Source organism: Pseudomonas sp. 2725 (assembly GCF_050434585.1).
Classification (GTDB): domain Bacteria; phylum Pseudomonadota; class Gammaproteobacteria; order Pseudomonadales; family Pseudomonadaceae; genus Aquipseudomonas; species Aquipseudomonas jessenii.
In genome coordinates this window covers 675,026-697,364 of sequence record NZ_JBNDIV010000004.1, presented here as the reverse complement: position 1 = coordinate 697,364, position 22,339 = coordinate 675,026, and the positions used below count along the sequence as shown (strand labels likewise).

17 protein-coding genes are annotated in these 22,339 nt (G+C 61.5%); all 17 read left to right on the top strand.

Annotated features, from left to right (window positions below; all coding sequences use genetic code 11):
• Window positions 1–5 precede the first annotated feature (5 nt).
• Entirely contained in the window at window positions 6–602 is a 597-nt protein-coding gene (locus tag ABIE16_RS14635; RefSeq protein ID WP_085723386.1) for a cytochrome c3 family protein, read from the top strand.
• 202 nt (window positions 603–804) lie between these two features.
• The gene (locus ABIE16_RS14630) at window positions 805–1,545 is read left to right on the top strand and encodes a flagellar basal body rod protein FlgF (protein ID WP_154910924.1); all 741 of its coding nucleotides are present in this window, start codon (window positions 805–807) and stop codon (window positions 1,543–1,545) included.
• A gap of 45 nt (window positions 1,546–1,590) precedes the next feature.
• A complete protein-coding gene (flgG, locus tag ABIE16_RS14625) occupies window positions 1,591–2,376 on the top strand; it encodes a flagellar basal-body rod protein FlgG (RefSeq protein ID WP_057715916.1) in 786 nt (261 codons plus the stop codon).
• A 52-nt stretch (window positions 2,377–2,428) separates the two neighbouring features.
• Entirely contained in the window at window positions 2,429–3,124 is a 696-nt protein-coding gene (gene flgH, locus ABIE16_RS14620; protein ID WP_057715915.1) for a flagellar basal body L-ring protein FlgH, read from the top strand.
• Between the two features lie 27 nt (window positions 3,125–3,151).
• Complete coding sequence (locus tag ABIE16_RS14615; RefSeq protein WP_057715914.1) at window positions 3,152–4,240, top strand: flagellar basal body P-ring protein FlgI; 1,089 nt, start codon at window positions 3,152–3,154, stop codon at window positions 4,238–4,240.
• An 11-nt stretch (window positions 4,241–4,251) separates the two neighbouring features.
• A complete protein-coding gene (gene flgJ, locus ABIE16_RS14610; protein ID WP_429521420.1) occupies window positions 4,252–5,538 on the top strand; it encodes a flagellar assembly peptidoglycan hydrolase FlgJ in 1,287 nt (428 codons plus the stop codon).
• Window positions 5,539–5,561: 23 nt separating this feature from the next.
• Window positions 5,562–7,607 carry a flagellar hook-associated protein FlgK gene (gene flgK / locus ABIE16_RS14605; protein ID WP_429521419.1) on the top strand — a complete coding sequence of 682 codons (2,046 nt, stop codon included), beginning with the start codon at window positions 5,562–5,564 and terminating at the stop codon, window positions 7,605–7,607.
• A 13-nt stretch (window positions 7,608–7,620) separates the two neighbouring features.
• Window positions 7,621–9,192 carry a flagellar hook-associated protein 3 gene (locus ABIE16_RS14600; RefSeq protein WP_429521418.1) on the top strand — a complete coding sequence of 524 codons (1,572 nt, stop codon included), beginning with the start codon at window positions 7,621–7,623 and terminating at the stop codon, window positions 9,190–9,192.
• A 116-nt stretch (window positions 9,193–9,308) separates the two neighbouring features.
• Window positions 9,309–12,902, top strand: a complete 3,594-nt coding sequence (locus ABIE16_RS14595) for a glycosyltransferase (protein ID WP_429521417.1) — start codon at window positions 9,309–9,311, stop codon at window positions 12,900–12,902.
• Between the two features lie 278 nt (window positions 12,903–13,180).
• Window positions 13,181–13,954 (top strand): glucose-1-phosphate cytidylyltransferase, encoded by a 774-nt coding sequence (gene rfbF, locus ABIE16_RS14590; protein ID WP_057715909.1) that lies wholly within the window; start codon window positions 13,181–13,183, stop codon window positions 13,952–13,954.
• Complete coding sequence (gene rfbG, locus ABIE16_RS14585; RefSeq protein ID WP_218497062.1) at window positions 13,936–15,018, top strand: CDP-glucose 4,6-dehydratase; 1,083 nt, start codon at window positions 13,936–13,938, stop codon at window positions 15,016–15,018. The genes rfbF and rfbG overlap by 19 nt, the downstream gene beginning before the upstream one ends.
• Window positions 15,015–15,575: a dTDP-4-dehydrorhamnose 3,5-epimerase family protein gene (locus ABIE16_RS14580; RefSeq protein WP_340315002.1), complete on the top strand. Its 561-nt coding sequence runs from the start codon at window positions 15,015–15,017 to the stop codon at window positions 15,573–15,575. Before rfbG ends, ABIE16_RS14580 begins: the two co-directional genes overlap by 4 nt.
• Window positions 15,572–16,798 carry a methyltransferase domain-containing protein gene (locus tag ABIE16_RS14575; protein ID WP_429521416.1) on the top strand — a complete coding sequence of 409 codons (1,227 nt, stop codon included), beginning with the start codon at window positions 15,572–15,574 and terminating at the stop codon, window positions 16,796–16,798. The genes ABIE16_RS14580 and ABIE16_RS14575 overlap by 4 nt, the downstream gene beginning before the upstream one ends.
• The gene (locus ABIE16_RS14570; RefSeq protein ID WP_429521415.1) at window positions 16,795–17,916 is read left to right on the top strand and encodes a DegT/DnrJ/EryC1/StrS family aminotransferase; all 1,122 of its coding nucleotides are present in this window, start codon (window positions 16,795–16,797) and stop codon (window positions 17,914–17,916) included. The genes ABIE16_RS14575 and ABIE16_RS14570 overlap by 4 nt, the downstream gene beginning before the upstream one ends.
• Complete coding sequence (locus tag ABIE16_RS14565; protein WP_090453805.1) at window positions 17,913–18,578, top strand: acetyltransferase; 666 nt, start codon at window positions 17,913–17,915, stop codon at window positions 18,576–18,578. The genes ABIE16_RS14570 and ABIE16_RS14565 overlap by 4 nt, the downstream gene beginning before the upstream one ends.
• A 29-nt stretch (window positions 18,579–18,607) precedes the next feature.
• Window positions 18,608–19,336 (top strand): cephalosporin hydroxylase family protein, encoded by a 729-nt coding sequence (locus tag ABIE16_RS14560; protein ID WP_057715903.1) that lies wholly within the window; start codon window positions 18,608–18,610, stop codon window positions 19,334–19,336.
• Between the two features lie 52 nt (window positions 19,337–19,388).
• Window positions 19,389–22,313: a TIGR00180 family glycosyltransferase gene (locus ABIE16_RS14555; RefSeq protein WP_429521414.1), complete on the top strand. Its 2,925-nt coding sequence runs from the start codon at window positions 19,389–19,391 to the stop codon at window positions 22,311–22,313.
• Window positions 22,314–22,339 lie beyond the last annotated feature (26 nt).

The following is a 22,339-nucleotide window of genomic DNA, read 5'->3' as shown; positions in this document are numbered from 1 at the left end:
AGGCCATGAAATCTTTGCTTGCCTTGCTCAAGGATTATTGGGGTGTGCTGCGTCGGCCCAGTGTGCATTACAGCCTGGGTTTCCTGACCCTCGGCGGGTTTATCGCCGGGGTGATTTTCTGGGGTGGGTTCAACACCGCGCTGGAAGCGACCAACACCGAGAAGTTCTGCACGTCCTGCCATGAAATGCGCGACAACGTTTTTGTCGAGTTGCAGGAAACCATTCACTACACCAACCGTTCGGGCGTGCGCGCCACGTGCCCGGACTGTCACGTCCCCCACGAGTGGACGCACAAGATCGCCCGCAAGATGCAGGCTTCCAAGGAGGTCTGGGGCAAGCTGTTCGGCACGATCAGTACCCGGGACAAGTTTCTGGGCATGCGCCGGGAGCTGGCAGAGCACGAGTGGGCACGGCTCAAGGCCAACGATTCCCGGGAGTGTCGCAACTGCCATAACTTCGAGTTCATGGACTTCACACGCCAGGGTAAACGCGCTGCCAACATGCACTCCACCTCATTGGCCAGCGGCCAGGCGACCTGTATCGATTGCCATAAAGGCATTGCCCACAAATTGCCCGACATGAGCGGCGTGAAAGGTTGGTAGCCGACATTTCACGGCATTGCCGCCAAGCGGCATAACCGCGCCGGTTTTTCGTCTTCGATACATCGTTCGATTCCCTTCTGATTAGCCTCCAGCCCCTGTTTAAAGGGGGTTGGAGCCGCTGCGCGCAAGTTGGTCTGCAAATTGCTACAGCCTGCGCAACACAGCAGTGGGCGGCAAACGTCCGGCAGGCAGAGGAAAGAGTGTGGACAAGTACCTTTATGTGGCAATGACCGGCGCCAGCCAGAATGCACTGGCGCAAAAGGCTCATGCCAACAACCTCGCGAACATCTCCACCAACGGCTTCCAGAAAGACCTGGAGCAGGCCCGTTCGATGCCGGTGTTCGGTGACAGCTTTCCGGCGCGTGCGTTTGCCATGTCCGAACGCCCGGCCACGGATTTCTCCCCTGGCTCACTGGTGGAAACCGGCCGCGACCTCGACGTTGCCGTGCAAGGCAACGGCTGGATTGCCGTACAGAATCCCGATGGCGGTGAAAGCTACGTGCGCACCGGCAGCCTGAACGTTGACGCCCTGGGTGTGCTGCGCGCCGGCAACGGCATGCCGGTCATGGGCAATGGCGGGCCAATTGCCGTGCCGCCGGAGCAGCAGATCGAAGTCGGCGAGGACGGCACCATCAGCATCCGCGCGATGGGTGAAGGTCCCCGGGTGATGGCGGAAGTCGATCGCATCAAGCTGGTCAACCCGGACTTCAAGAACATGACCAAGGGCCTGGATGGTTCGATCCACACCAAAGACGGCGCGCCTGCGCAGGCCGATGCCAACGTCAAGCTGGTGTCCGGGTTCCTCGAATCGAGCAACGTCAATGCCGTGGAGGAGATGACCTCCGTTCTGGCCCTGGCCAAGCAGTTCGAGCTGCACATCAAGATGATGAACACCGCCAAAGACGATGACCAGGCCATGGCTCGGGTCTTGCAGATCAGCTAATTACCAGAACGTCGCGCCGTAAAACAGGCGCACGAGGAGAATCGAATGCTTCCGGCTCTATGGGTTGCCAAGACAGGTCTGTCCGCCCAGGACACCAACCTGACCACCATTTCCAACAACCTGGCCAACGTGTCGACCACGGGTTTCAAACGTGACCGCGCCGAGTTCCAGGACCTGCTCTACCAGATCAAGCGCCAGCCAGGCGCCCAGTCGACCCAGGACAGCGAACTGCCGTCGGGTCTGCAACTGGGCACCGGTGTGCGCATCGTTGGCACCCAGAAAAACTTCACCGCCGGCAGCCTGCAAACTACCGAGCAGCCGCTGGACATGGCCATCGACGGCCGTGGTTTCTTCCAGATCCTGCAACCGGACGGCACCACGTCCTACACCCGTGACGGTACGTTCCACCTGGACTCCAACGGCCAGATCGTCAACGCCAGCGGCTTTGCCCTGGAGCCGGCCATTGTCATTCCGAACGACGCGCAGACCTTCACGGTCGGCCGCGACGGCACCGTGTCCATCACCGTTGCCGGCAACCCGGCAGCCCAGGTGATCGGCAACCTGCAAACCGCTGACTTCATCAACCCGGCCGGCCTGCAGGCGGTGGGCAACAACCTGTTCCTGGAAACCGCCGCCAGTGGTGCGCCGCAAGTCGGCACTCCGGGCCTGAACGGTTTCGGCTCCACGCTGCAGAACACCCTGGAAACGTCCAACGTCAGCACCGTTGAGGAGATGGTCAACATGATCACCACCCAGCGCGCCTACGAGATGAACTCCAAGGTGATCTCCACCGCCGACCAGATGCTCTCGTTCGTAACGCAGAATCTGTAATCAAGTCTATGTGGCGGCCATTGGGTCGCCTGCAACACCGTGAGGTAGGGTCATGAATCGCTATGTATCTGTTCTGGCACTGAGTGGGATCACCGCGCTCGCAGGTTGCGTGCCTGCGACGCCCAAGCCCAATGACCCTTACTACGCTCCGGTGTTGCCGCGCACGCCGTTGCCGGCGGCCGCGAACAATGGCTCGATCTATCAGGCCGGTTTCGAACAGAACCTCTACAGCGACCGCAAGGCGTTCCGGGTCGGTGACATCATCACCATCACCCTGAACGAAAGGACCCAGGCCAGCAAAAACGCCAACTCGCAAATTGGCAAGAACAGCAAGGCCAACATCGGCCTGAGTTCGCTGTTCGGCAGCAGCGCCACCACCAACAACCCGTTCAGCGATGGCGACCTGAGCCTGAGTGCCAGCTACGAAGGTGACCGCGCGACCAAGGGGGACAGCAAGGCGGCTCAGGGCAACACCCTGACCGGTTCGATCACTGTCACCGTCGCCGATGTGTTGCCCAACGGCATTATCGCGGTACGCGGCGAGAAGTGGATGACCCTCAACACCGGCGACGAGCTGGTGCGGATTGCCGGCTTGGTTCGCGCCGATGACATCGCCACCGACAACACCGTGCCGTCGACCCGTGTCGCCGATGCGCGCATCACCTACTCGGGCACCGGTTCGTTTGCCGATGCGAGTCAGCCAGGCTGGTTCGACCGTTTCTTCCTCAGCCCGCTGTTCCCTTTCTAGGTGGCTACGTTGAATTTCAGAAGTCTCATGATGGCTGCGTTCCTGATGTCCGCAGCGTTCAACGTTCAAGCCGAGCGCCTGAAGGACATCGCCAGCATTTCCGGCGTGCGTTCCAACCAATTGATCGGCTACGGCCTGGTGGTCGGGCTGAACGGCACCGGCGACCAGACGACGCAGACCCCGTTCACCCTGCAGACCTTCAACAACATGCTCTCGCAGTTCGGCATCAAGGTGCCGCCGGGTTCGGGCAACGTGCAGTTGAAGAACGTCGCGGCGGTGTCGATCAGTGCCGATTTGCCGGCGTTCGCCAAGCCGGGTCAGCAGGTCGATATCACCGTTTCGTCCATCGGTAACTCCAAGAGCCTGCGTGGCGGCACCTTGCTGCTGACGCCACTCAAGGGTATCGATGGCAACGTCTATGCGGTGGCCCAGGGCAACCTGGTGGTCGGCGGTTTCGACGCGGAAGGGCGAGACGGCTCGAAGATCACCGTCAACGTTCCGTCGGCCGGTCGCATCCCCGGTGGTGCGTCGGTGGAACGTGCGGTGCCGAGCGGTTTCAACCAGGGCAACAGCCTGACGCTGAACCTCAACCGTTCCGACTTCACCACCGCCAAGCGCATCGTCGACAAGATCAACAACATGCTCGGTCCTGGCGTGGCCCAGGCCATCGACGGCGGGTCGATTCGCGTCACCGCGCCGCTCGATCCGAGCCAGCGCGTCGACTACCTGTCGATCCTGGAAAACCTCGAAGTCGATCCGGGCCAGGCAGTCGCGAAAGTCATCATCAACTCCCGTACCGGCACCATCGTGATCGGCCAGAACGTCAAGGTTTCTCCGGCCGCCGTGACCCACGGCAGCCTGACCGTGACCATTACCGAAGACCCGATCGTCAGCCAGCCCGGCCCTCTGTCCAATGGCACGACGGCGGTGGTACCGCGTTCGAAGGTCAACGCCCAGCAGGAAGCCAAGCCGATGTTCAAGTTCGGCCCTGGTACCACCCTCGACGAGATCGTGCGGGCGGTGAACCAGGTCGGCGCGGCACCGGGTGACTTGATGGCCATCCTCGAAGCGCTGAAGCAGGCCGGCGCCCTGCAAGCCGATCTGATCGTGATCTGAGGACGGCCATCGTGGATATGCGCAAGAGCGGTCTGGTCAGCAGCAGCGATTCGGGCTCCTATTCGGACCTCAATCGTCTGAATCAGCTCAAGGTCGGCGACAAGAACAGTGACGGCAACATGCGCAAGGTGGCGCAGGAGTTCGAATCGCTGTTCCTCGGTGAGATGCTCAAGTCCATGCGCTCGGCAACCGAAGCGCTGGGGCAGGACAATCCGATGAACACGCCGGCGGCCAAGCAGTACCAGGAAATGTACGACCAGCAACTGGCCGTTTCCATGTCCCGCGAGGGCGGTGGTATCGGCCTGGCGGACGTGCTGATGCGCCAGATGTCGAAGAACAAGCCATTGGCGCCGGGCGAGGCCGCTGCTGCATCGCTGGCCAAGCAAGAGGCTGCCAAGGCCGCCGTGCAAACGCCGGTGGCGGCGGGCACGGTTGCGGTCAATGGGCCGCTGTCGCGGGTCAATGGCCAGCGTCCATTGTGGGCTTCGCGATCGGTCCAGGCGCCGCAAGAGGCGGGCGAGGGTGGTCACCGCAATGACATGGCTCTGATCAATCAGCGACGCCTGGCGTTGCCGCCGAAGCTGGCTGATCGTCTGTTGGCCGGGCTGGTGCCTTCGGCGACGGCCGCAGCCACGACGATCAACAAGACACCGTTGCCTGAGCGCGCGACAAGCACTGGCACCGGTCCTTTGTATAACGGCGACTGGTTGACCAGCGCGCAGCAAACTTCCAGTGGCGGCATGCAGATCTACGGTCGCGCCATGGCGCAGATTCCGCTGGCGCCGGCGAAGAAAGCCTTCGGTTCCGCCGACCAGTTCGTCAACACCATGTTGCCGATGGCCAAGGAAGCGGCGGCCCGCATTGGTGTCGATCCGCGTTACCTGGTGGCGCAGGCGGCCCTGGAAACCGGCTGGGGCAAGTCGGTCATGCGTGCTCAGGACGGCAGCAGCAGCCACAACCTGTTCGGCATCAAGGCCGGCAATAGTTGGCAGGGCAATTCGGCGCGGGCGATCACCAGCGAATTCAGGAACGGGCAGATGGTCAAGGAGACGGCGCAGTTCCGCTCCTACGACTCCTACGAGGACAGTTTCCACGACCTTGTAACTTTGCTGCAGACCAACAATCGCTATCAAGATGTCGTGAAGTCGGCCGATAACCCAGAACAGTTTGTACGCGAGTTGCAGAAGGCCGGTTACGCAACCGATCCGAACTACGCGAGCAAGATTTCGCAGATAGCCAAGCAGATGACGAGTTACCAGAACTACGCTGCGGCGGGCGTTTCAACTACGCCTTTATAGGCACAAGGTATAAGGTCTGAACCATGAGTTTGCTCAATATCGGGATGTCGGGGCTGAGTGCTGGCCATAACTCGTTGGTGACGACCGGCAACAACATTGCCAACGTCGACACCGCCGGGTACTCGCGCCAGCAATCTGTGCAGAGCACCAAAGGCTCGATTCAGTACGGCAATGTGTTCATCGGCACCGGCACAACGCTGGCCGATGTGCGTCGCGTGTACAACGCCTACCTCGATTCGCAGTTGCGTACCGCCACCTCGCTCAACAGCGAAGCGGCGTCGTACAACGCTCAGGCCACTCCGCTGGACGCCACGCTTTCCGATACCAACACCGGGCTGACCGGCGTGCTGCAAAAGTTCTTCACCTCGATGCAGGGCGTTTCGACCTCGGCCACCGACGACACGTCCCGCCAGTCGGTGCTGACCGGTGCCCAGGCCCTGTCCGCCCGCTTCAATTCGATTGCCAAGCAGTTGAACGACCAGAACACCAACCTGAACGGCAGCCTGGGCGACATGGCGGATCAGGTGAACAAGCTGTCTACCACTATTGCCACGCTCAACCAGAAGATTTCCGAGCTCTCCACCGGCACCAATCAGCCAAACGACCTGCTGGACTCACGCAACGAAGCCGTGCGGCAACTGTCCGAGCTGGTCGGTACCCAAGTGGTCGAGCGTGGCAGCAGCTACGACATCTACATCGGCAGCGGCCAGCCCCTGGTGGTCGGCAACACCACCAATTCACTGCAAACCGTGCCGAGCCAGAGCGATCCATCGCGCATGGCGTTGCAGCTGAACCGTGGCTCCAGCACCATCGACGTGACCTCGGTGATCAGCGGTGGTGAAATCGGTGGTCTGCTGACTTACCGCAAGGAAGTGCTCGACCCTTCGCTCAATGAGCTGGGGCGCGTGGCGCTGGTGGTGGCCGACCAGATCAACAGCCAGCAGGCGCAAGGCATCGACAAGAACGGTGACTTCGGCGCGGCGATCTTCAACAACATCAACAGTGCCGCCCTGATTAGTCAGCGCAGCATTGCGGCAGCGGGCAACAGTGCCGGCTCCGGCAATCTGGATGTCACCATCAAGGACACCGGCAAGCTGACCGCCAGCGACTATCAGGTGACGTTCACCAGCGCGACCAACTACACCGTCAAGCGCTCGGACGGCACCGACATGGGCTCGTTCAGCACCACGACGACGCCGGCTCCGGTGATCGACGGCTTCAGCCTGAACCTGAACGGCGGTGCGTTGAGCGCTGGCGACTCGTTCAAGGTGACACCGACCCGTGGCGCGGCGGCCGGTATCCAGACCGTGCTCACCGACCCGAAAAAAATCGCCGCGGCCGCACCCTTGACCGGCGTGACCAGCGCCAACAACACCGGCACCTACACCCAGCCGACGCTGACCAGCACCATCGATATCTACAACCCGGCGGCCCAGGCAGAAATGCAGACCGCGCTCAAGAACTCGACGCCGGTCAAACTGGTGTTCGGGGCGGCCAGCGGCGGTAGCCAGACCTACAACATGGTCGATGCCAAGGGCAACTCGATCGGCACCGGCACCATCGTTCCCGGCCAGAGCAACACCCTGAACCTGAAAGTGGGCATGGTCGATGCCAGCGGTGCGCCGGTGATGGACAACAGCGTCACGCCAGCCGTGCAGAAGACCTTCACTGTGCAGACCACGGTCGGCGCCACGCCAGCGAGCGGCGAAAGCTTCACCATCAACCTGACCGGCGCGGCGTCTTCGGACAACCGCAATGCTCAAGCGCTGGTGGGTTTGCAAACCAAGCAGACCGTAGACACCGGCACCGCGAGCAAGGGCATCAGCCTGACCGATGCCTACAACAAGCTGGTGACCAACGTCGGCGCCAAGGCTGCCCAGGGCAAGTCCGACAGCGACGCCACCACGGCAATCCTGGCCAATGCCAAGGGGGCGCGGGATTCGAACTCCGGGGTCGACCTTGATGAGGAAACCGGCAACCTGGTCAAGTACCAGCAGTACTACACCGCGTCTTCGCAGATCATCAAGGCTGCGCAGGAAATTTTCACCACGCTGATCAATAGCCTTTAAGGAGTCGTAATTCATGCGCATTTCCACCGCCCAGTATTACGAAATCACCGCTGCCAACTACCAGCGCAACTTCAACAAGGCCATCGCGACCAGCAACGAAGCCAGCAGCCTGGTCCGCATCAATACCGCCGCCGATGATCCGATCGGCGCCGGTCGTTTGCTGCAACTGGGTCAGCAGAGCGCGATGCTTGAGCAGTACAAAACCAACATCGGCAGCACCAAGAATGCGTTGAGCCTGCAGGAAACCACGCTCGACTCCATCGGTACCGCTTTGCAGCGCGTCAAGGAACTGGCCCTCGCTGCCAGCAACGGCATTGCCACCGACGCGGACCGCAAGGCTTATGCGTCGGAACTGGGCCAGATCCAGCAACAAGTGCTGGGCCTGATGAACTCCAAGGACGCGAGCGGCAACTACCTGTTCTCCGGTTCGAAAACCGACACTGCGCCTTACTCGCAGAACGCCGACGGCACCTACAGCTACAACGGTGACCAGACCACCATCGACCTTGGTATTGGCGATGGCATGACGGTCGGGACCAACACCACTGGCTGGGATGCGTTCCAGCAGACCATCAATACCAGTCGCACCCAGACCACCATGACTGCTCCGGCGGTGGATGACGGTCGCGTGGTGCTGTCCAACGGTACGGTTGGCACCAGCTCCACCTACAACGCGAAGTTCACTGGCGGCCAGCCCTACACCGTCAGTTTCCTCAGCAGCACCCAGTTGAAGATCACCGACTCGCTGGGCAACGACGTGACCGCCGAAGCCAGCCAGAACGGTCTGATCAGCAATGCCAACGGCGCCAACCAGACGGTCAGTTTCCGTGGCGTCGACCTCAAGCTGAACATCAACCTCAAATCCGGTGATACCAACCCGGATGCGGTGATCGCCGGCCACAGTTTCAATCTGTCTTCCACGTCGGATACCTTCAACACCTCGCGCAGCGCCGGTAACCCGTCGACGGCGGTCATCACCGGTTCCAGCGTGACCGACCCGACGGCTTACACCAACGCCTTCCCGGCGGGCGGGGCGATCCTCAAGTTCACCAGCGCCACCAATTTCGACCTGTATGCAGCCCCGGTCACCGCTGACAGCAAGCCGGTCTCGTCGGGCACGGTTTCGGGCGGCAACGCCACCGCGGCGGGCGTGACCTTTGCCCTGGGCGGAGGCACTCCAGCGTCCGGCGACCAGTTCGTGATCCAGAACAACAACCATCAGACCCAGAACGTGCTCGACACCCTGGGCCAGATGATCACCGCGCTGAACACGCCAGTCGACGGCGACGCAGTGGCCAAGCAGAAGTTTCTGGGGGCCATGGAGTCGGGAATGGGCAACATCGACAGTGCGGCCAACCAGATCGGCTCGGCCATCACCACGATCGGTGCCCGCGGTCAGGCGCTGGATAACCAGACCGCGACCAACGAGAGCCTGACCCTTGCGAACAGCGAGAGCCAGAAGTCAATTCGCGATTCGGACCCGGCCGAAGTCATGACTCGCCTGACCTTGCAGCAAACCATGTTGCAGGCTGCGCAGCTGGCCTTCAGCAAGATTTCCCAGCTGGGCCTGTTCAACAAGATCTGACGGTGGTTGGGCGCGCAGGCGCCCGATGGCCTTGTCCCTTCAGTATTTATCGTCTTTTTTTGCGGTAACAAAGGGCTCGCTTTTCAGGGCGGGCTCGCGCCGCCTGTGAGCCCGCCGTGAATTCACTCCCGCTTGTCAGCCTGGTCATTCCCGCCTTCAATCCGCGCTTTTTCGGTCGTGCCTTGCACACGGCGGTGAGCCAGAGCTACGGCAATCTGGAGATCATCGTTTGCGATGACAGTCGCGGCCAGGAAATCGAAGACATCGTGGCTTCGCTGGTTGAGGAGGGGGCGAGCGTACGTTATGTGCGTAACCCGCGAACCCTGGGGCTGGTGGGTAACCTGCAGGCTTGCCTGGAGCAGGCGCGGGGCGAGTACATCAAATTTCTTTGTGATGACGACCAGTTGTTCTCGGCCTGCATCGAGCGTCAGGCGCAGATGCTCATCGATTGTGCCGACGTCAACCTGGTCGTCGCCCAGCGACTGCTTTGGGATGCCGACGACATGCCTCTGCCTTCACGCCTGGAAAATACCCCGCTGTCCCCTGTGGGCGGGGTGTTCAAGGGGGAGGACCTGCTGGCGATCTTCGAAAATTTCCCGGTCAACATCCTCGGTGGTTTCAGCAACGCGATGTTCCGTCGGGCTGACGTGCTCGAACTGTTCCCGGCACTGACTCAGCCAGGCCATTGCTTCGTCGCGACCCTCGACTTCGCCTTGTATGTCTGCCTGATGCGGCGCGGCAACCTGGCGGTGTCCAATCACGTGCTCGGCGTCGAACGCCTGTACCCCGAACGATTGAGCGGCCAACAGTCGATGAAGGACGCAGCCGAAATCGAGCGGCAGTGGCTGTCGCAGATGCTCAAAGCACGTAGCGGCGAATCAGCGCCGGCCCAGGGCTGGGTGCGCTATCTGCCATTGACCCGGGTGGACGAGTCGCCGCGGGTTTGGGAGGAGTTGCCGCTGAGCCGGACCCTGGGCACCAAGCAGACCACCCAGGACTGGCATGTCGGCATTGCCAGTGTCAGTTTCGCGCAACTGTATGCCCAGTGGCTGGCGTGCCGCCGTCTCACCGACGGTCAGCGCGAGCTGTTGGCGGACACGTTGGAAGCGTGGCCAACAAAGCCCAAAATCGTTCCGATCATCATCGATGAGCACGGCAGCCGTTCGGCGTTGGAGCTCACCCTGCAATCGCTGGCGGATCAGGATTACGCCCCTGAACTGACGCTGGTGCTGTCGGCATCGTGCACAGAAGCCGTGCTCGACGAGCGCGTGTTCCGTTTGCCGTTGCAGGACGACTGGCAGCAGCAGATCAACGCCTTGTTACCGCAACTGGAAGGCACTGGCTGGTTCTATCTGCTGCGTGCCGGTGATCGGCTGGTGGCGCCGGCCTTGCTGGTCATGGCTGAACGCATTGCGCTGTCGCGCGCGATTACCTGTCTGTACAGCGACGAAGGTGGGTTGCATCAGGGGGAGTCGGCCGAGCCTGCCTTCAAGCCGGACTTCAACCTGGACCTGATGCGCAGTTATCCCTACGTGGGGCGAGCGCTGGCATTCGAGCGCGAGCAGTTCCTGGCGCTGGGCGGTTTCGATTCGGTGTACGGCGAACTGGCGCCACACGATGTGTTGTGGCGAATGGTCGAGAGCGGCGGTACGCAGGTGGTCGGACACGTTTCGGAGGTTCTGCTGGAGTCGGCGTTCGACCTGACCAAATGGCTGTCGCTGCCGCAAGTGGTGGACACCAATCCGCGGTTACTCGAGGCGCACTTGCAGCGCCTGGGTGTCGCCCACGGCATTCGCCAGGGCAGTTCGGCACTGCTCAATCGGGTCGACTATCACCATGAAGATCGGCCGCTGGTGTCGATCGTTATCGTCAGCAAGGACCAGACCCTGGCGTTGCAACGCTGTGTCGAGAGCTTGTTGGAGAAAACCGCGTACGGTGAATACGAGTTGCTGTTGGTGGACAATGGCAGCGAGAGCGCCGAGGCGCTTGACTGGTTCGCCGGCATGGCGCAACTGGGCAGCGACCGGGTCCGGGTGTTGCGTTACGAGTTGCAGGGCAATGCAGCGGCGGTGCGCAACTTCGCCGTGCAGCAGGCTGCTGGCGAGTATGTCCTGATGCTCAACCCCTACACGGTGATCACCCAGGCGCAATGGCTGGGTGAACTGCTCAATCATGCGCAACGTCCGGAAGTCGGTGTGGTGGGGGCCAAGCTGTTCAACCCCGATGGCCGCGTGCTGCATGCCGGCCTGATTCTCGGGCTGCAAGGGCCCGCCGGCGTGCCGTTCCATGGCGAGATGCTGCACGCGGCAGGCTACATGTACCGCTTGCAGGTCGCCCACAATTTCAGTGCCGTCGGCGGCGACTGCCTGATGGTGCGCAAGGCGGTCTTCGATGCGGTCGGCGGCCTGGATGAGCAGGGCCTGGCGCACTCCCTCAACGAGGTGGACTTGTGCCTGCGGGTCGGCCAGGAAGGTTATCTGGTGGTGTGGACGCCCCACGCGCAACTGGCCTTGGGCGCGCAACCGGCGGTAGTTGCGCAAGAGGGTGACCAGGCCCGGAGCGAACAGGAGCAGGAGGTTTTCTATAAGCGCTGGCTGCCGATCGTGGCCCGTGATCCGGCCTACAACTCCAACCTGGCGTTGCAGGGGGTGGGCGGGGCAAGCTTCAGTCTCGAGCCCGGCTTGCGATCCGGTTGGAGTCCGTTTTCCAAGGCGCAATTGCCGAAGATTCTCGCGTTGCCGGTCAACGCATCCGCCATTGGCCATTATCGGGTCACGCAACCGCTGATCGAACTGGAGGCCGCCGGCAGGGCGCATGGGCGCATTCATTACAACCTGCCGACCATCATCGAAGTCGAGCGCCATTCGCCTGACGTGATCATCTTGCAGGGGCGCTATTCCGAAGGTCCGATCAACGAAATCCCGAGCCTGCAAAAATATTCCAGCGCGCGACGTATCTATGAGCTGGATGACTTTGTGATCAACGTCCCGCACCGTAATGCGCATATTCGCAATATGCCGGGCAAGGATGAAATGGAGGCGCTGGTCCGGCGCGCCATCGGCATGTGCGATCGCGTGGTGGTCTCCACCGAACCGCTGGGTAACGCGCTGTCGGACATGCATCACGACATCCGCGTGGTACCCAACATGTTGGCGTCGCACTTGTGGACCGATCTGCGCAGTCAGCGCCGCACTTCGAAAAAGCCTCGGGTCGGCTGGGGTGGCGGCACCAGCCACCACGGTGACCTGGCGGTCATCGCCGATGTGGTCCGCGAATTGGCCAATGAGGTCGACTGGGTCTTCTTCGGCATGTGCCCGGACGATTTGCGCCCGTACATGCATGAGTTTCATGGGGTGATCGGGCTGGATGTGTACCCGGCCAAGCTGGCCAGCCTGAACCTGGATCTGGCATTGGCGCCGTTGGAGTTCCACATCTTCAACGACTGCAAGAGCAACCTGCGGCTGCTGGAGTATGGCGCGTGCGGTTACCCGGTGATCTGCACCGACACCGAAGCCTATCGCGGCTACTTGCCGTGCACCCGGATCAAGACCAACTCCACGGATGAATGGCTGCAGGCGATCCGCATGCACCTGGCCGATCCGGACGCCAGCTATCGCATGGGCGATGAGTTGCGCGAGATCGTGCTGCGTGACTACGTGCTGCGCGGCGACAATTTGCGCTACTGGGAAAATGGCTGGCTGGCGGACTGACCGTTCGCACATCCATCCCGTCCAGGCAGGCGAAGTTGAGTCGCCTGCCTTTTTTTGCCGCCAGGTTTCCAATCAGCGTTGAAGATGCCCGTCAGGCATTGCCCGGTAGCGGATTGAAAGAGCTGGCGCGTTTCCTGCAAGTCCCCCTTATATCGCCATAAAACGAGCACTTCCGGGGAGTCCGGACGTGTCCTGAACGGCGGCAGGTTTAACCCAGATGGCCCCGCAAAAGCTTGATACAGCTTGGCTGAGCCCTGTGACGAACAAGAGGGAAGGGGATGAAGGCAGTTATTTTGGCGGGTGGCCTGGGTACGCGGATCAGCGAGGAGTCGCACCTCAAGCCCAAGCCGATGATCGAGGTCGGCGGCAAGCCAATTCTCTGGCACATCATGAAGCAGTACTCCGCTCACGGAATCCACGATTTCGTGATCTGTCTTGGCTACAAGGGCTATGCGATCAAGGACTTCTTCGCCAACTACTTCCTGCACACCTCCGACGTCACGTTCGACATGCGCAACAACCGCATGGATGTTCACCAGAACTACAGCGAGCCATGGCGCGTCACGCTGATCGACACCGGCGAAGAGACCATGACCGGTGGCCGTTTGCGCCGCGCCCGACGCTACCTCGAAGACGAAAAGGCCTTCTGTTTTACCTATGGCGACGGCGTGTCGGACCTCAATATCGGTGCGTTGGTGGATTTCCATCTCAAGCACGGAAAGCTGGCGACCGTCACCGCGGTACAGCCACCAGGTCGCTACGGTGCCCTCAATCGCGATGGCGACAAGGTCTTGGGCTTCACTGAAAAACCTCGCGGCGACGGTGGCTGGATCAATGGCGGGTTCTTTGTCCTGTCGCCCAAAGTGCTGCCGTTGATCGACGGCGATGAAACCTCGTGGGAGTCCGGCCCGCTGGACGGCCTGGCCGAGCGCGGCGAACTCATGGCGTTCCAGCACGACGGTTTCTGGCAACCGATGGATACCCTGCGCGACAAGAATCACCTCGAAGCGCTGTGGCAGAGCGGGGAGGCCCCATGGAAGCAATGGGATTGAGCCCGCAATTCTGGCGCGGCAAGCGCGTGCTGGTCACCGGCCACACCGGGTTCAAGGGCAGTTGGCTGACGTTGTGGCTGCAAAGCCTGGGTGCCGAGGTCAGCGGGTTTTCCCTCGACCCGTCCACCGAGCCGAGCCTGTTCGAACTGGCCCGGGTTCACGAAGGCATCAATGATCAGCGCGGTGACCTGCGTGATCTGGGGGCCTTGCTGGAACTGATCGCCGAAACCCAGCCGCAGATCGTTCTGCACCTGGCGGCCCAGCCGCTGGTGCGCGAAGGTTATCGCGACCCGTTGGGCACGTACTCCAGTAACGTCATGGGCACGCTCAACCTGCTCGAGGCGATCCGTCAGGTGGGCGGCGTGCGCGCCTGCGTGCTGGTGACCACCGACAAGGTCTACGCCAATCAGGAATGGCTGTGGCCGTACCGCGAAAACGAAGCGTTGGGCGGTCATGATCCCTACAGCAGCAGCAAGGCGTGCTGCGAATTGCTGGCGCAATCCTATGCCGCCTCGTTCTTTGCGCCGCAAAAGCATGCCGAGCATGGTCTGGCGTTGGCCACGGCCCGCGCCGGCAATGTGCTCGGTGGTGGCGATTTTGCCCCGGAGCGGCTGATTCCCGACGTGCTGCGGGCGTGGTCGGCGGATGAGCCCGTGACCTTGCGCTATCCCCAGGCGGTGCGCCCATGGCAGCACGCGCTGGAACCGCTGGCCGGCTATCTGCAACTGGCGGCCGGCCTGTTTGAGCAGGGCCCGCAATTCGCCGGGGCGTGGAACTTCGGCCCCGGTGAAGCGGACATGCGCAGCGTCGGTGAAGTGGTCGAACTGCTCGCCAGCCGCTGGCCGCAAGCACGCGGGCTACGCATCGAACCGAGCGATATGCATGAGGCCGGCCTGTTGCGCCTGGACAGCAGCCGCGCCCGTCAATTGCTGGGCTGGCAACCGCGCTGGTCGTTGCAGCAGTGCCTGACCCAGACCCTGGATTGGCATTTGGCGTGGCAGAACGGCGATGACATGCGCGCCGTCAGTCTGGCGCAATTGAACCTGTACCGAGGCACGCTGTGAGTGAATTTCTGCTGAAGGCGTTGCCGCTGAACGGATTGTTCAGCGTGCAGCACAAACGTTTCGAGGACGAGCGCGGGCACTTTTCCCGGTTGTTTTGCGAAGGCAGCCTCGGTGCGTTTGGCCAGGCGTTTCATATCCGCCAGATCAATCACTCCTGCACCCGCGAACGCGGCAGCGTGCGTGGCCTGCATTACCAGAGTGCCCGTGCACCGGAAGCCAAATTGATCACCTGCCTGCGTGGTGAAGTCTGGGATGTCGCGGTGGATCTGCGTCCCGACTCCGAGACTTTCCTGCACTGGCACGCCGAACACCTGCGTGCCGGCGATGGCCGCAGCCTGTTGATTCCTGCCGGGTTCGCTCATGGCTTCCAGACCCTGAGTGCCGATGCCGAGCTGCTTTACCTGCACAGCAACGACTACACGCCGGAACATGAAGGCGGGTTGTCGGTGCTCGATCCACGGCTGGCGATTGCCTGGCCGTTGCCTGTCAATAATCTGTCGGTGCGCGATGCGAGCCATCCGGCGCTCGATGAACACTTTGCCGGAGTGCGTCTATGAACTGCCGTGGTTGCGCCGCTGCGCTGGCCCTGCCGCTGATTGACCTGGGCACCTCGCCGCCGTCCAACGCTTACGTGCGTGCCGATCAGCTGGAGCAGGCCGAACAATGGGTGCCGTTGAAGGTTGCCGTGTGCCAGCAGTGCTGGCTGGTGCAAACCGAGGATTACACCAGCGCCGACAGCCTGTTTGATGCCGAGTACGCCTATTTCAGTTCGTTCTCCAGCACCTGGTTGGCCCATGCCGAGCGTTATGTGGCCGAGATGGTCGAACGCTTCGGCCTGAGCGTCGACAGCCGTGTGGTGGAAGTCGCGGCCAACGACGGTTACCTGTTGCAGTACGTGGCCGGGCGCGGCATCCCTTGCCTGGGCGTCGAGCCGACCCGTAGCACCGCGCAAGCGGCGCGGGAAAAAGGCTTGGAGATTCGTGAGCTGTTTTTCGGTCGCGACACCGCCGCGCAATTGAAAAGCGAAGGCTGGGGCGCCGACCTGATGGCCGCCAACAACGTGTTGGCCCACGTCCCGGATATCAACGATTTCCTCGGCGGCTTTGCGACCTTGCTCAAGCCGGCGGGTGTGGCGACTTTCGAATTCCCGCAGTTGCTGACCCTGATGGCCGGCCAGCAGTTCGACACGCTGTACCATGAGCATTATTCCTACCTGTCGCTGACCGCTGTGCAGACCTTGTGCGAGCGCAATGGCCTGCAAGTGTTCGACGTCAGTCAGCTCCCGACCCATGGCGGCTCGCTGCGGGTCTTCGTCCAGCGGCTGGACGGCGAGCGTCGCGAAGTGCAACCGACGGTTCGGCAACAGCTGCAGGCTGAACTCGCCGCCGGGGTGAAAACCCCTGAGTACTACGCGACCCTGGCGCCCGCCGCCGAGCGCATCAAGCATGACCTGCTGCGCTTCCTGTTGCAGGCCAAGGCCGATGGCAAGCGCGTGGTCGGCTACGGCGCCGCCGCCAAGGGCAACACCTTGCTCAACTACGCCGGGGTCAAGCCGGACCTGCTGGCCTGGGTGGCCGATGCCAACCCGCACAAGCAAGGCAAGTACCTGCCCGGTAGCCGCATTCCGATCGTGTCGCCGGCACAGATCGACATCGAAAAACCGGACTACGTGCTGGTGCTGCCGTGGAACCTGCTGGATGAGATCACCCAGGCCTTTGCCGGCATTCGTGCATGGGACGGTCGTTTTGTCATTGCCATTCCCGAGTTGATCATTCGATGAGCCGAATTCATTACACCAAGCCCAGTGTCGGTGAGCTGGAAGCTGACTACGTACTCGATGCCGTCCGCCATGGTTGGGGAGAGCGCTGCTACGAGTACCTGACCCGCTTCGAAAAGTCCTTTGCCGAGCACGTGGGTGCGACCTACGCGATTGCAACGTCCAGTTGCACCGGCGCGCTGCACATGGGCATGGCGGCGCTGGGCATCGGTGCCGGCGATGAGGTGATCCTCGCCGATACCAACTGGATCGCCTCGGCTGCGCCCATCACCTATCTGGGTGCGACACCGGTGTTCGTCGACGTGCTGGCCGACAGTTGGTGCCTTGACCCGCAGCAGGTTCGCCGGGCGATTACCCCACGGACCAAGGCGATTCTGGCGGTGCACCTCTACGGCAATCTCTGCGACATGGATGCGCTGCTGGCCATCGGTCGCGAGTTTGGCCTGCCGGTCATCGAAGACGCCGCCGAGGCGATCGGCTCGCAGTGGCGCGGTCAGGCGGCGGGTTCACTGGGCGCGTTCGGTGCGTTTTCCTTTCACGGCACCAAGACCATGACCACCGGCGAAGGCGGGATCTTCGTGACGTCGGACAAGGCCCTGTATGACCGGGTATTGACCCTGTCCAACCATGGCCGGGTAGCGGGCAGCAGCAAACAGTTCTGGCCGGATTTCCTGGGCTTCAAATACAAAATGAGCAACCTGCAAGCGGCCGTCGGTTGCGCGCAGGTTGAACGGATCGACGAGCTGATCGAACGCAAGCGCGCGATCTTCGCCAACTATGCCCAGGCGCTGGTGCTGCTGCCGGGCTTGTCCATGAACCCTGAGCCCGAACACGCACGCAACGGTTACTGGATGCCCACCGTCGTCTTTGACCGCGAGCTGGAGATCACGCGGGACATGTTGATTGCAGCCTTCCAGGCCGCCGATATCGATGCGCGGGTGTTCTTCTGGCCGCTGTCGTCCTTGCCGATGTTCAGCGAACTGACGGCTGACTCGCCCGTGGCGCATGCGCTGCCGGAGCGCGCGATCAATCTGCCGAGTTATCACGACATGACCGATGACGATCAGCAACGGGTCATCGAGGTGCTGCGCGCGCTGGTACTCAAAAGGACGCGGCTATGAAGGTTTACCTGCTGGGGGCGGCCAATCCTGAAGCGGTACGGATGATCCTCACCCTGCAACGCAGCCAGCCGGACGTGCAGTTCGCCTTTCTCGATAACGATCCGGCGAAGCAAGGCACGCTGTTTTATGGCGTGCCGGTGGTGGGTGGTACCGACAAGGTGGCCGAGCTGAAAGGCCCCGATACACGCTTTGTCAATCTGATCACTGGCACCACGGCGCTGCGTTACCGGACCACCTGCGAAATCGTCGAGGCCGGCGGCACCCTGGGCAACTTCATCCACCCGGGCATCGATCTGACGATGATCACCATGGGCGTCGGCACCTATCTGCAAGAGGGCGTGATCATGCAGGCGCAAGTCAGTCTCGGTGATAACACCAGCATCAGCGCCGGCAGCGTCGTCGGGCATGAGGGACAGATCGGCCATTCGGTATTCATGGCGCCGGGTGTCTGCATTGCCGGTTGCGTCGAGATCGGCGACGGCACCTTCATCGGCACCAACGCCACGATCCTGCCGCGATTGCGCATCGGTCGTTGGGTCACCATCGGTGCAGGCGCCGTGGTGACCAAAGACGTTCCAGACTATGCGGTTGTGGTGGGCAGTCCCGCCAGGACCATCAAGACCAATCCAGCTTCCTTTCAAGACGGTCGGGTTTTCAATTAACCACCGCACCAATTTCCGGAGAGTCTGTAATGAATCCTCATGAGCAGTTTCGTGAAGAAGTAAAAGAGAACATCGAAGGCCTGCAACAGGACAAAGCGTTGCAAGCCACGTCGCTGGACTGGGTTGGCACGACCGCCAAGCATAAATACACCTACAACTTCAGCTGGATGGGCCGCCCGATCATTCAGTTTCCCCAGGACATGGTCGCCATGCAGGAGATCATCTGGGCGCTGCGGCCGGACATCATTGTCGAGACCGGTATTGCCCACGGCGGCTCGCTGGTGTTTTACGCCTCGATGCTCGAACTGATCGGCCATGGCGAAGTGCTGGGCGTCGACATCGATATCCGCCAGCACAACCGTGAGGCAATCGAAGCGCACCCGATGAGCAAGCGGATCCAGATGATCCAGGGTTCGAGCATTGATCCGGCAATCGTCGAGCAGGTCCGTCAGCGCGTCGAAGGCAAGAAAGTGCTGGTGGTGCTGGACTCCAACCACACCCACGAGCACGTCCTGGAAGAGCTGCGGGCCTATGCGCCGATGACCTCGGTGGGCAGCTACTGCGTGGTGATGGATACCGTGGTTGAAGACATGCCCGAAGACGCGTTCCCGGACCGTCCGTGGGGCAAGGGCGACAACCCGAAGACCGCGGTATGGGCTTACCTGGAAGAAAACGACGGTTTTGAAATCGATCAGGCCATTCACAGCAAGCTGCTGATCACCGTCGCGCCGGATGGCTATCTGCGTCGCGTGCGGTAATCGACAAGACATCGTTGGGTTTTTTCGGCGATTCGCCGTTGTGGGGAAATGTATGCAAGGCAAGAACAATTCTGGACACGGGTTGGCACTCAACGAACAGTTGACCGTGGTGCTGATGTCTCACGAGCGGCCGGCATTTTTGCGCCGGGCCGCACGTTTCTACAGCGGCTTGCCTTGCAGGATTCTGGTGCTGGATTCTTCGACTGAAGGTCAGCCAAGCCTGGCCGGGCAGTTTGAAAATGTGGATTACCAGCATGTTCCGCAGTTTGGCTACTGGGGAGTCCGTGCCAAGCTGGCCTTTGGCGTGGAACAAGTGACCACGCCGTTCATGGTGTTCGCCGCCGACGATGACTTCCATGTGCACGACGCCCTGCGCGCAGCCGTGGCATTCATGCAGGCCAATCCCGATTACGGCCTGTGCCACGGCTACAGCATGATGTACCTTTCGCAACCCAACAGCGTCAGCTACTTCCGGCGGGACAAGAAGGTCTGCGAAGACTATTCGTCCGAGCACGCCGAGGAGCGTGTGCTCGATTACATGCACCAGTACCTGCCACCTTTCTATGCCGTACAGCGCACCGACCTGGTACGTGACTGGTATCAGGTGATGCCTCAGGATACGTCCTTCCAATGGCAGGAAATCGGTCACACCTATTACATGCTGGCGCGGGGCAAGGCGCGGATTCTGCCGATCCCGTATGTCGTGCGTGAAATGAACTACGGGTACTCGGATCACAACACTGAAATCTTCCACACGCTGGCTCATACGGATGCCAGGACGGTCGCCGAGCGTGAAGCCTTTGCCGCTTTCCTCTTCGGCTTGCCGACCCAAGTTCAAAGCGAGGACCCGGAGCAAGGCCGGCAGTTCGCGCTGCAAAGCTTTGAGGCCTTGGCCGATAGCTTGCGCACCGGTCGCGCACTGACCACCGAGCTGATTATCGAGTCCGCCTGGACGAGCGTCGAGAAAGGCCCTGTGCGCCGTTTCGGCCCCAAGCAATACGTCGAAATGCCGTTCTACAACCAGGCGTTTTTCGATCAGTTGACCCAGTTCGAGTTCCTGTTGCACGCCATGCCGGCCGGTCGCGTTCAATTGGCAGGCCTGGAGGGTATCTGGACCCGTCAGCAGAGCCTGATGCTGGCGCGCAACAATGACACGCCGGAAAGTGTGGTCGACCGTTTGTGGCAAGCCCACGACAGCAACATCTTCAACCGCGCGGTGGTCAAGCGTCTGGTGGCCCAGCTGGAACTGCTGGGTGAAGACGAAGAAGCGCAGACCCTGGGCGATTGGGCTGCACGTCTGGAGGCGGTGTCGGTTGAGGGTAATCGTGCGACGTTCGACAAGATGCTCTCCGGTCGACTGCTCAAATGGCTCTCCCCCCGCCAGCCTGATGAACAAGAGGCTGAGTCGATCGCCCGACACCTTGCGGCCAACGACGGTGGTCCTCAGTTCGGGATTTTCCTGCTCGACCTGGATAACGATATCGACAAGCTGCAAGTCTCTCTCGACAGCCTGCTCGAAGGTCACAGCAAGGCGTTCAGGATTGTGGTCTTCACTACCGGTGAAGCACCGGCCGCGACCACGGCGCAGAACACTCTGCACTTTGTCCGGGTTACCCAAAGCAACTACGTCGACAAGCTGAACCAGGGTGCTCGTCAGTCGCCTTGCGACTGGTTGATGCTGGCCGAAGCCGGCGACGAGTTCACTGCCGGCGGGCTGTTGCGCGCCAGCCTGGAACTGTTGTCTGCCGCGGATTGCCGCGCCGTCGCCACCGACGAAATCCAGCGCACCAGCGAAGGCGCACTGGTGGACGTATTCCGTCCTGGCTTCAATCTTGATCTGCTGCAAAGCCTGCCGGCCTTGATGGCGCGTCACTGGCTGATCCGTCGGGAAGTGTTCCTTGAAGTCGGTGGCTACCAGCCTGATTTCAGCAAGGCCCTTGAGTTCGACCTGCTGCTGCGCATCATCGAGAATGGTGGCCTCAACGGGCTGGCCCACCTGGATGAGCCACTGGTGATTGCCCGGGCGCCGGTACTGGAAGAAAACGCCGATGAGCGCCTGGCGTTGTTGCGCCACCTGGGCAATCGCGGCTACAAGGCCAAGATCACTTCGACGGTACCTGGCACCTGGCAGATCGATTACCGCCACACTGAACGCCCGCTGGTGTCGATCATCGTGCCGGCCGGGGACAATCTTTCGGCCCTGCAGCAGTGCCTGCAAGCGGTCTTGCTGCGAACCCGCTACATCCAGTACGAAGTGTTGGTTGCGATCAACCAGTATCAGTCGGCCGAGGTCAATGACTGGCTCGGTACTTATCAGCATCCGAAAGTCAGCGTCCTGCGCACCGATCAGCGTATGAGCGATGCGGCGTTGTACAACGCGGCCAGCCAGCAGGCGCAGGGCGAGTACCTGATACTGTTGGCCGCCGACAGTGAAGTGGTCAACCCGAACTGGCTTGAGTCGCTGCTCAATCACGCCCAGCGTCCGGAAGTCGGCGTGGTCGGTCCCAAGTTGATCGACCGCGACGGCAAGGTCACTCAGGCCGGTCTGATTCTCGGCATGAACGGTGGTGTGGGTTCAGCCTTTGTTGGTGAAAAACACGACGCCGAAGGTTACCTGCACCGGTTGGCGCTGGAGCAGAACTACTCGGCGGTGTCGATGGTGTGTCTGATGGTGCGTAAAGCGTTGTTCGACGAGCTGGACGGTCTGGACAGCGTGACCTTCGCCGACGGCTTGAGCGACGTCGACCTGTGCCTGCGGGCCGGTCAGGCCGGTTACCTCACCGTGTGGACGCCGCTGGTACAGGTGATTCATTCGGGTGAAGTACCAAAAGCGCCGCAAGCCCTCGATGCACTGCGTGACAAGTGGGCCCCAGCCTTTGCTCAGGACCAGGCCTATAACGCCAATCTGGCCTTGAGCGGCAAAGGCTTTGCCCTGGGCGAAAGTGCTTCGGTGAGCTGGGCGCAGATGCTCGGCTAGGCCTGGCGAACAGGTATAAGGATTCA

Excerpts from the sequence above, each read along its gene's own strand:
- ABIE16_RS14635 (WP_085723386.1), top strand. The coding sequence starts at position 6 with ATGAAATCTTTGCTTGCCTTGCTCAAGGATTATTGGGGTGTGCTGCGT.
- flgG (WP_057715916.1), top strand. The coding sequence starts at position 1,591 with ATGCTTCCGGCTCTATGGGTTGCCAAGACAGGTCTGTCCGCCCAGGAC.
- flgH (WP_057715915.1), top strand. The coding sequence starts at position 2,429 with ATGAATCGCTATGTATCTGTTCTGGCACTGAGTGGGATCACCGCGCTC.
- ABIE16_RS14615 (WP_057715914.1), top strand. The coding sequence starts at position 3,152 with ATGATGGCTGCGTTCCTGATGTCCGCAGCGTTCAACGTTCAAGCCGAG.
- flgK (WP_429521419.1), top strand. The coding sequence starts at position 5,562 with ATGAGTTTGCTCAATATCGGGATGTCGGGGCTGAGTGCTGGCCATAAC.
- ABIE16_RS14600 (WP_429521418.1), top strand. The coding sequence starts at position 7,621 with ATGCGCATTTCCACCGCCCAGTATTACGAAATCACCGCTGCCAACTAC.
- rfbF (WP_057715909.1), top strand. The coding sequence starts at position 13,181 with ATGAAGGCAGTTATTTTGGCGGGTGGCCTGGGTACGCGGATCAGCGAG.
- rfbG (WP_218497062.1), top strand. The coding sequence starts at position 13,936 with ATGGAAGCAATGGGATTGAGCCCGCAATTCTGGCGCGGCAAGCGCGTG.
- ABIE16_RS14575 (WP_429521416.1), top strand. The coding sequence starts at position 15,572 with ATGAACTGCCGTGGTTGCGCCGCTGCGCTGGCCCTGCCGCTGATTGAC.
- ABIE16_RS14570 (WP_429521415.1), top strand. The coding sequence starts at position 16,795 with ATGAGCCGAATTCATTACACCAAGCCCAGTGTCGGTGAGCTGGAAGCT.
- ABIE16_RS14565 (WP_090453805.1), top strand. The coding sequence starts at position 17,913 with ATGAAGGTTTACCTGCTGGGGGCGGCCAATCCTGAAGCGGTACGGATG.
- ABIE16_RS14560 (WP_057715903.1), top strand. The coding sequence starts at position 18,608 with ATGAATCCTCATGAGCAGTTTCGTGAAGAAGTAAAAGAGAACATCGAA.
- ABIE16_RS14555 (WP_429521414.1), top strand. The coding sequence starts at position 19,389 with ATGCAAGGCAAGAACAATTCTGGACACGGGTTGGCACTCAACGAACAG.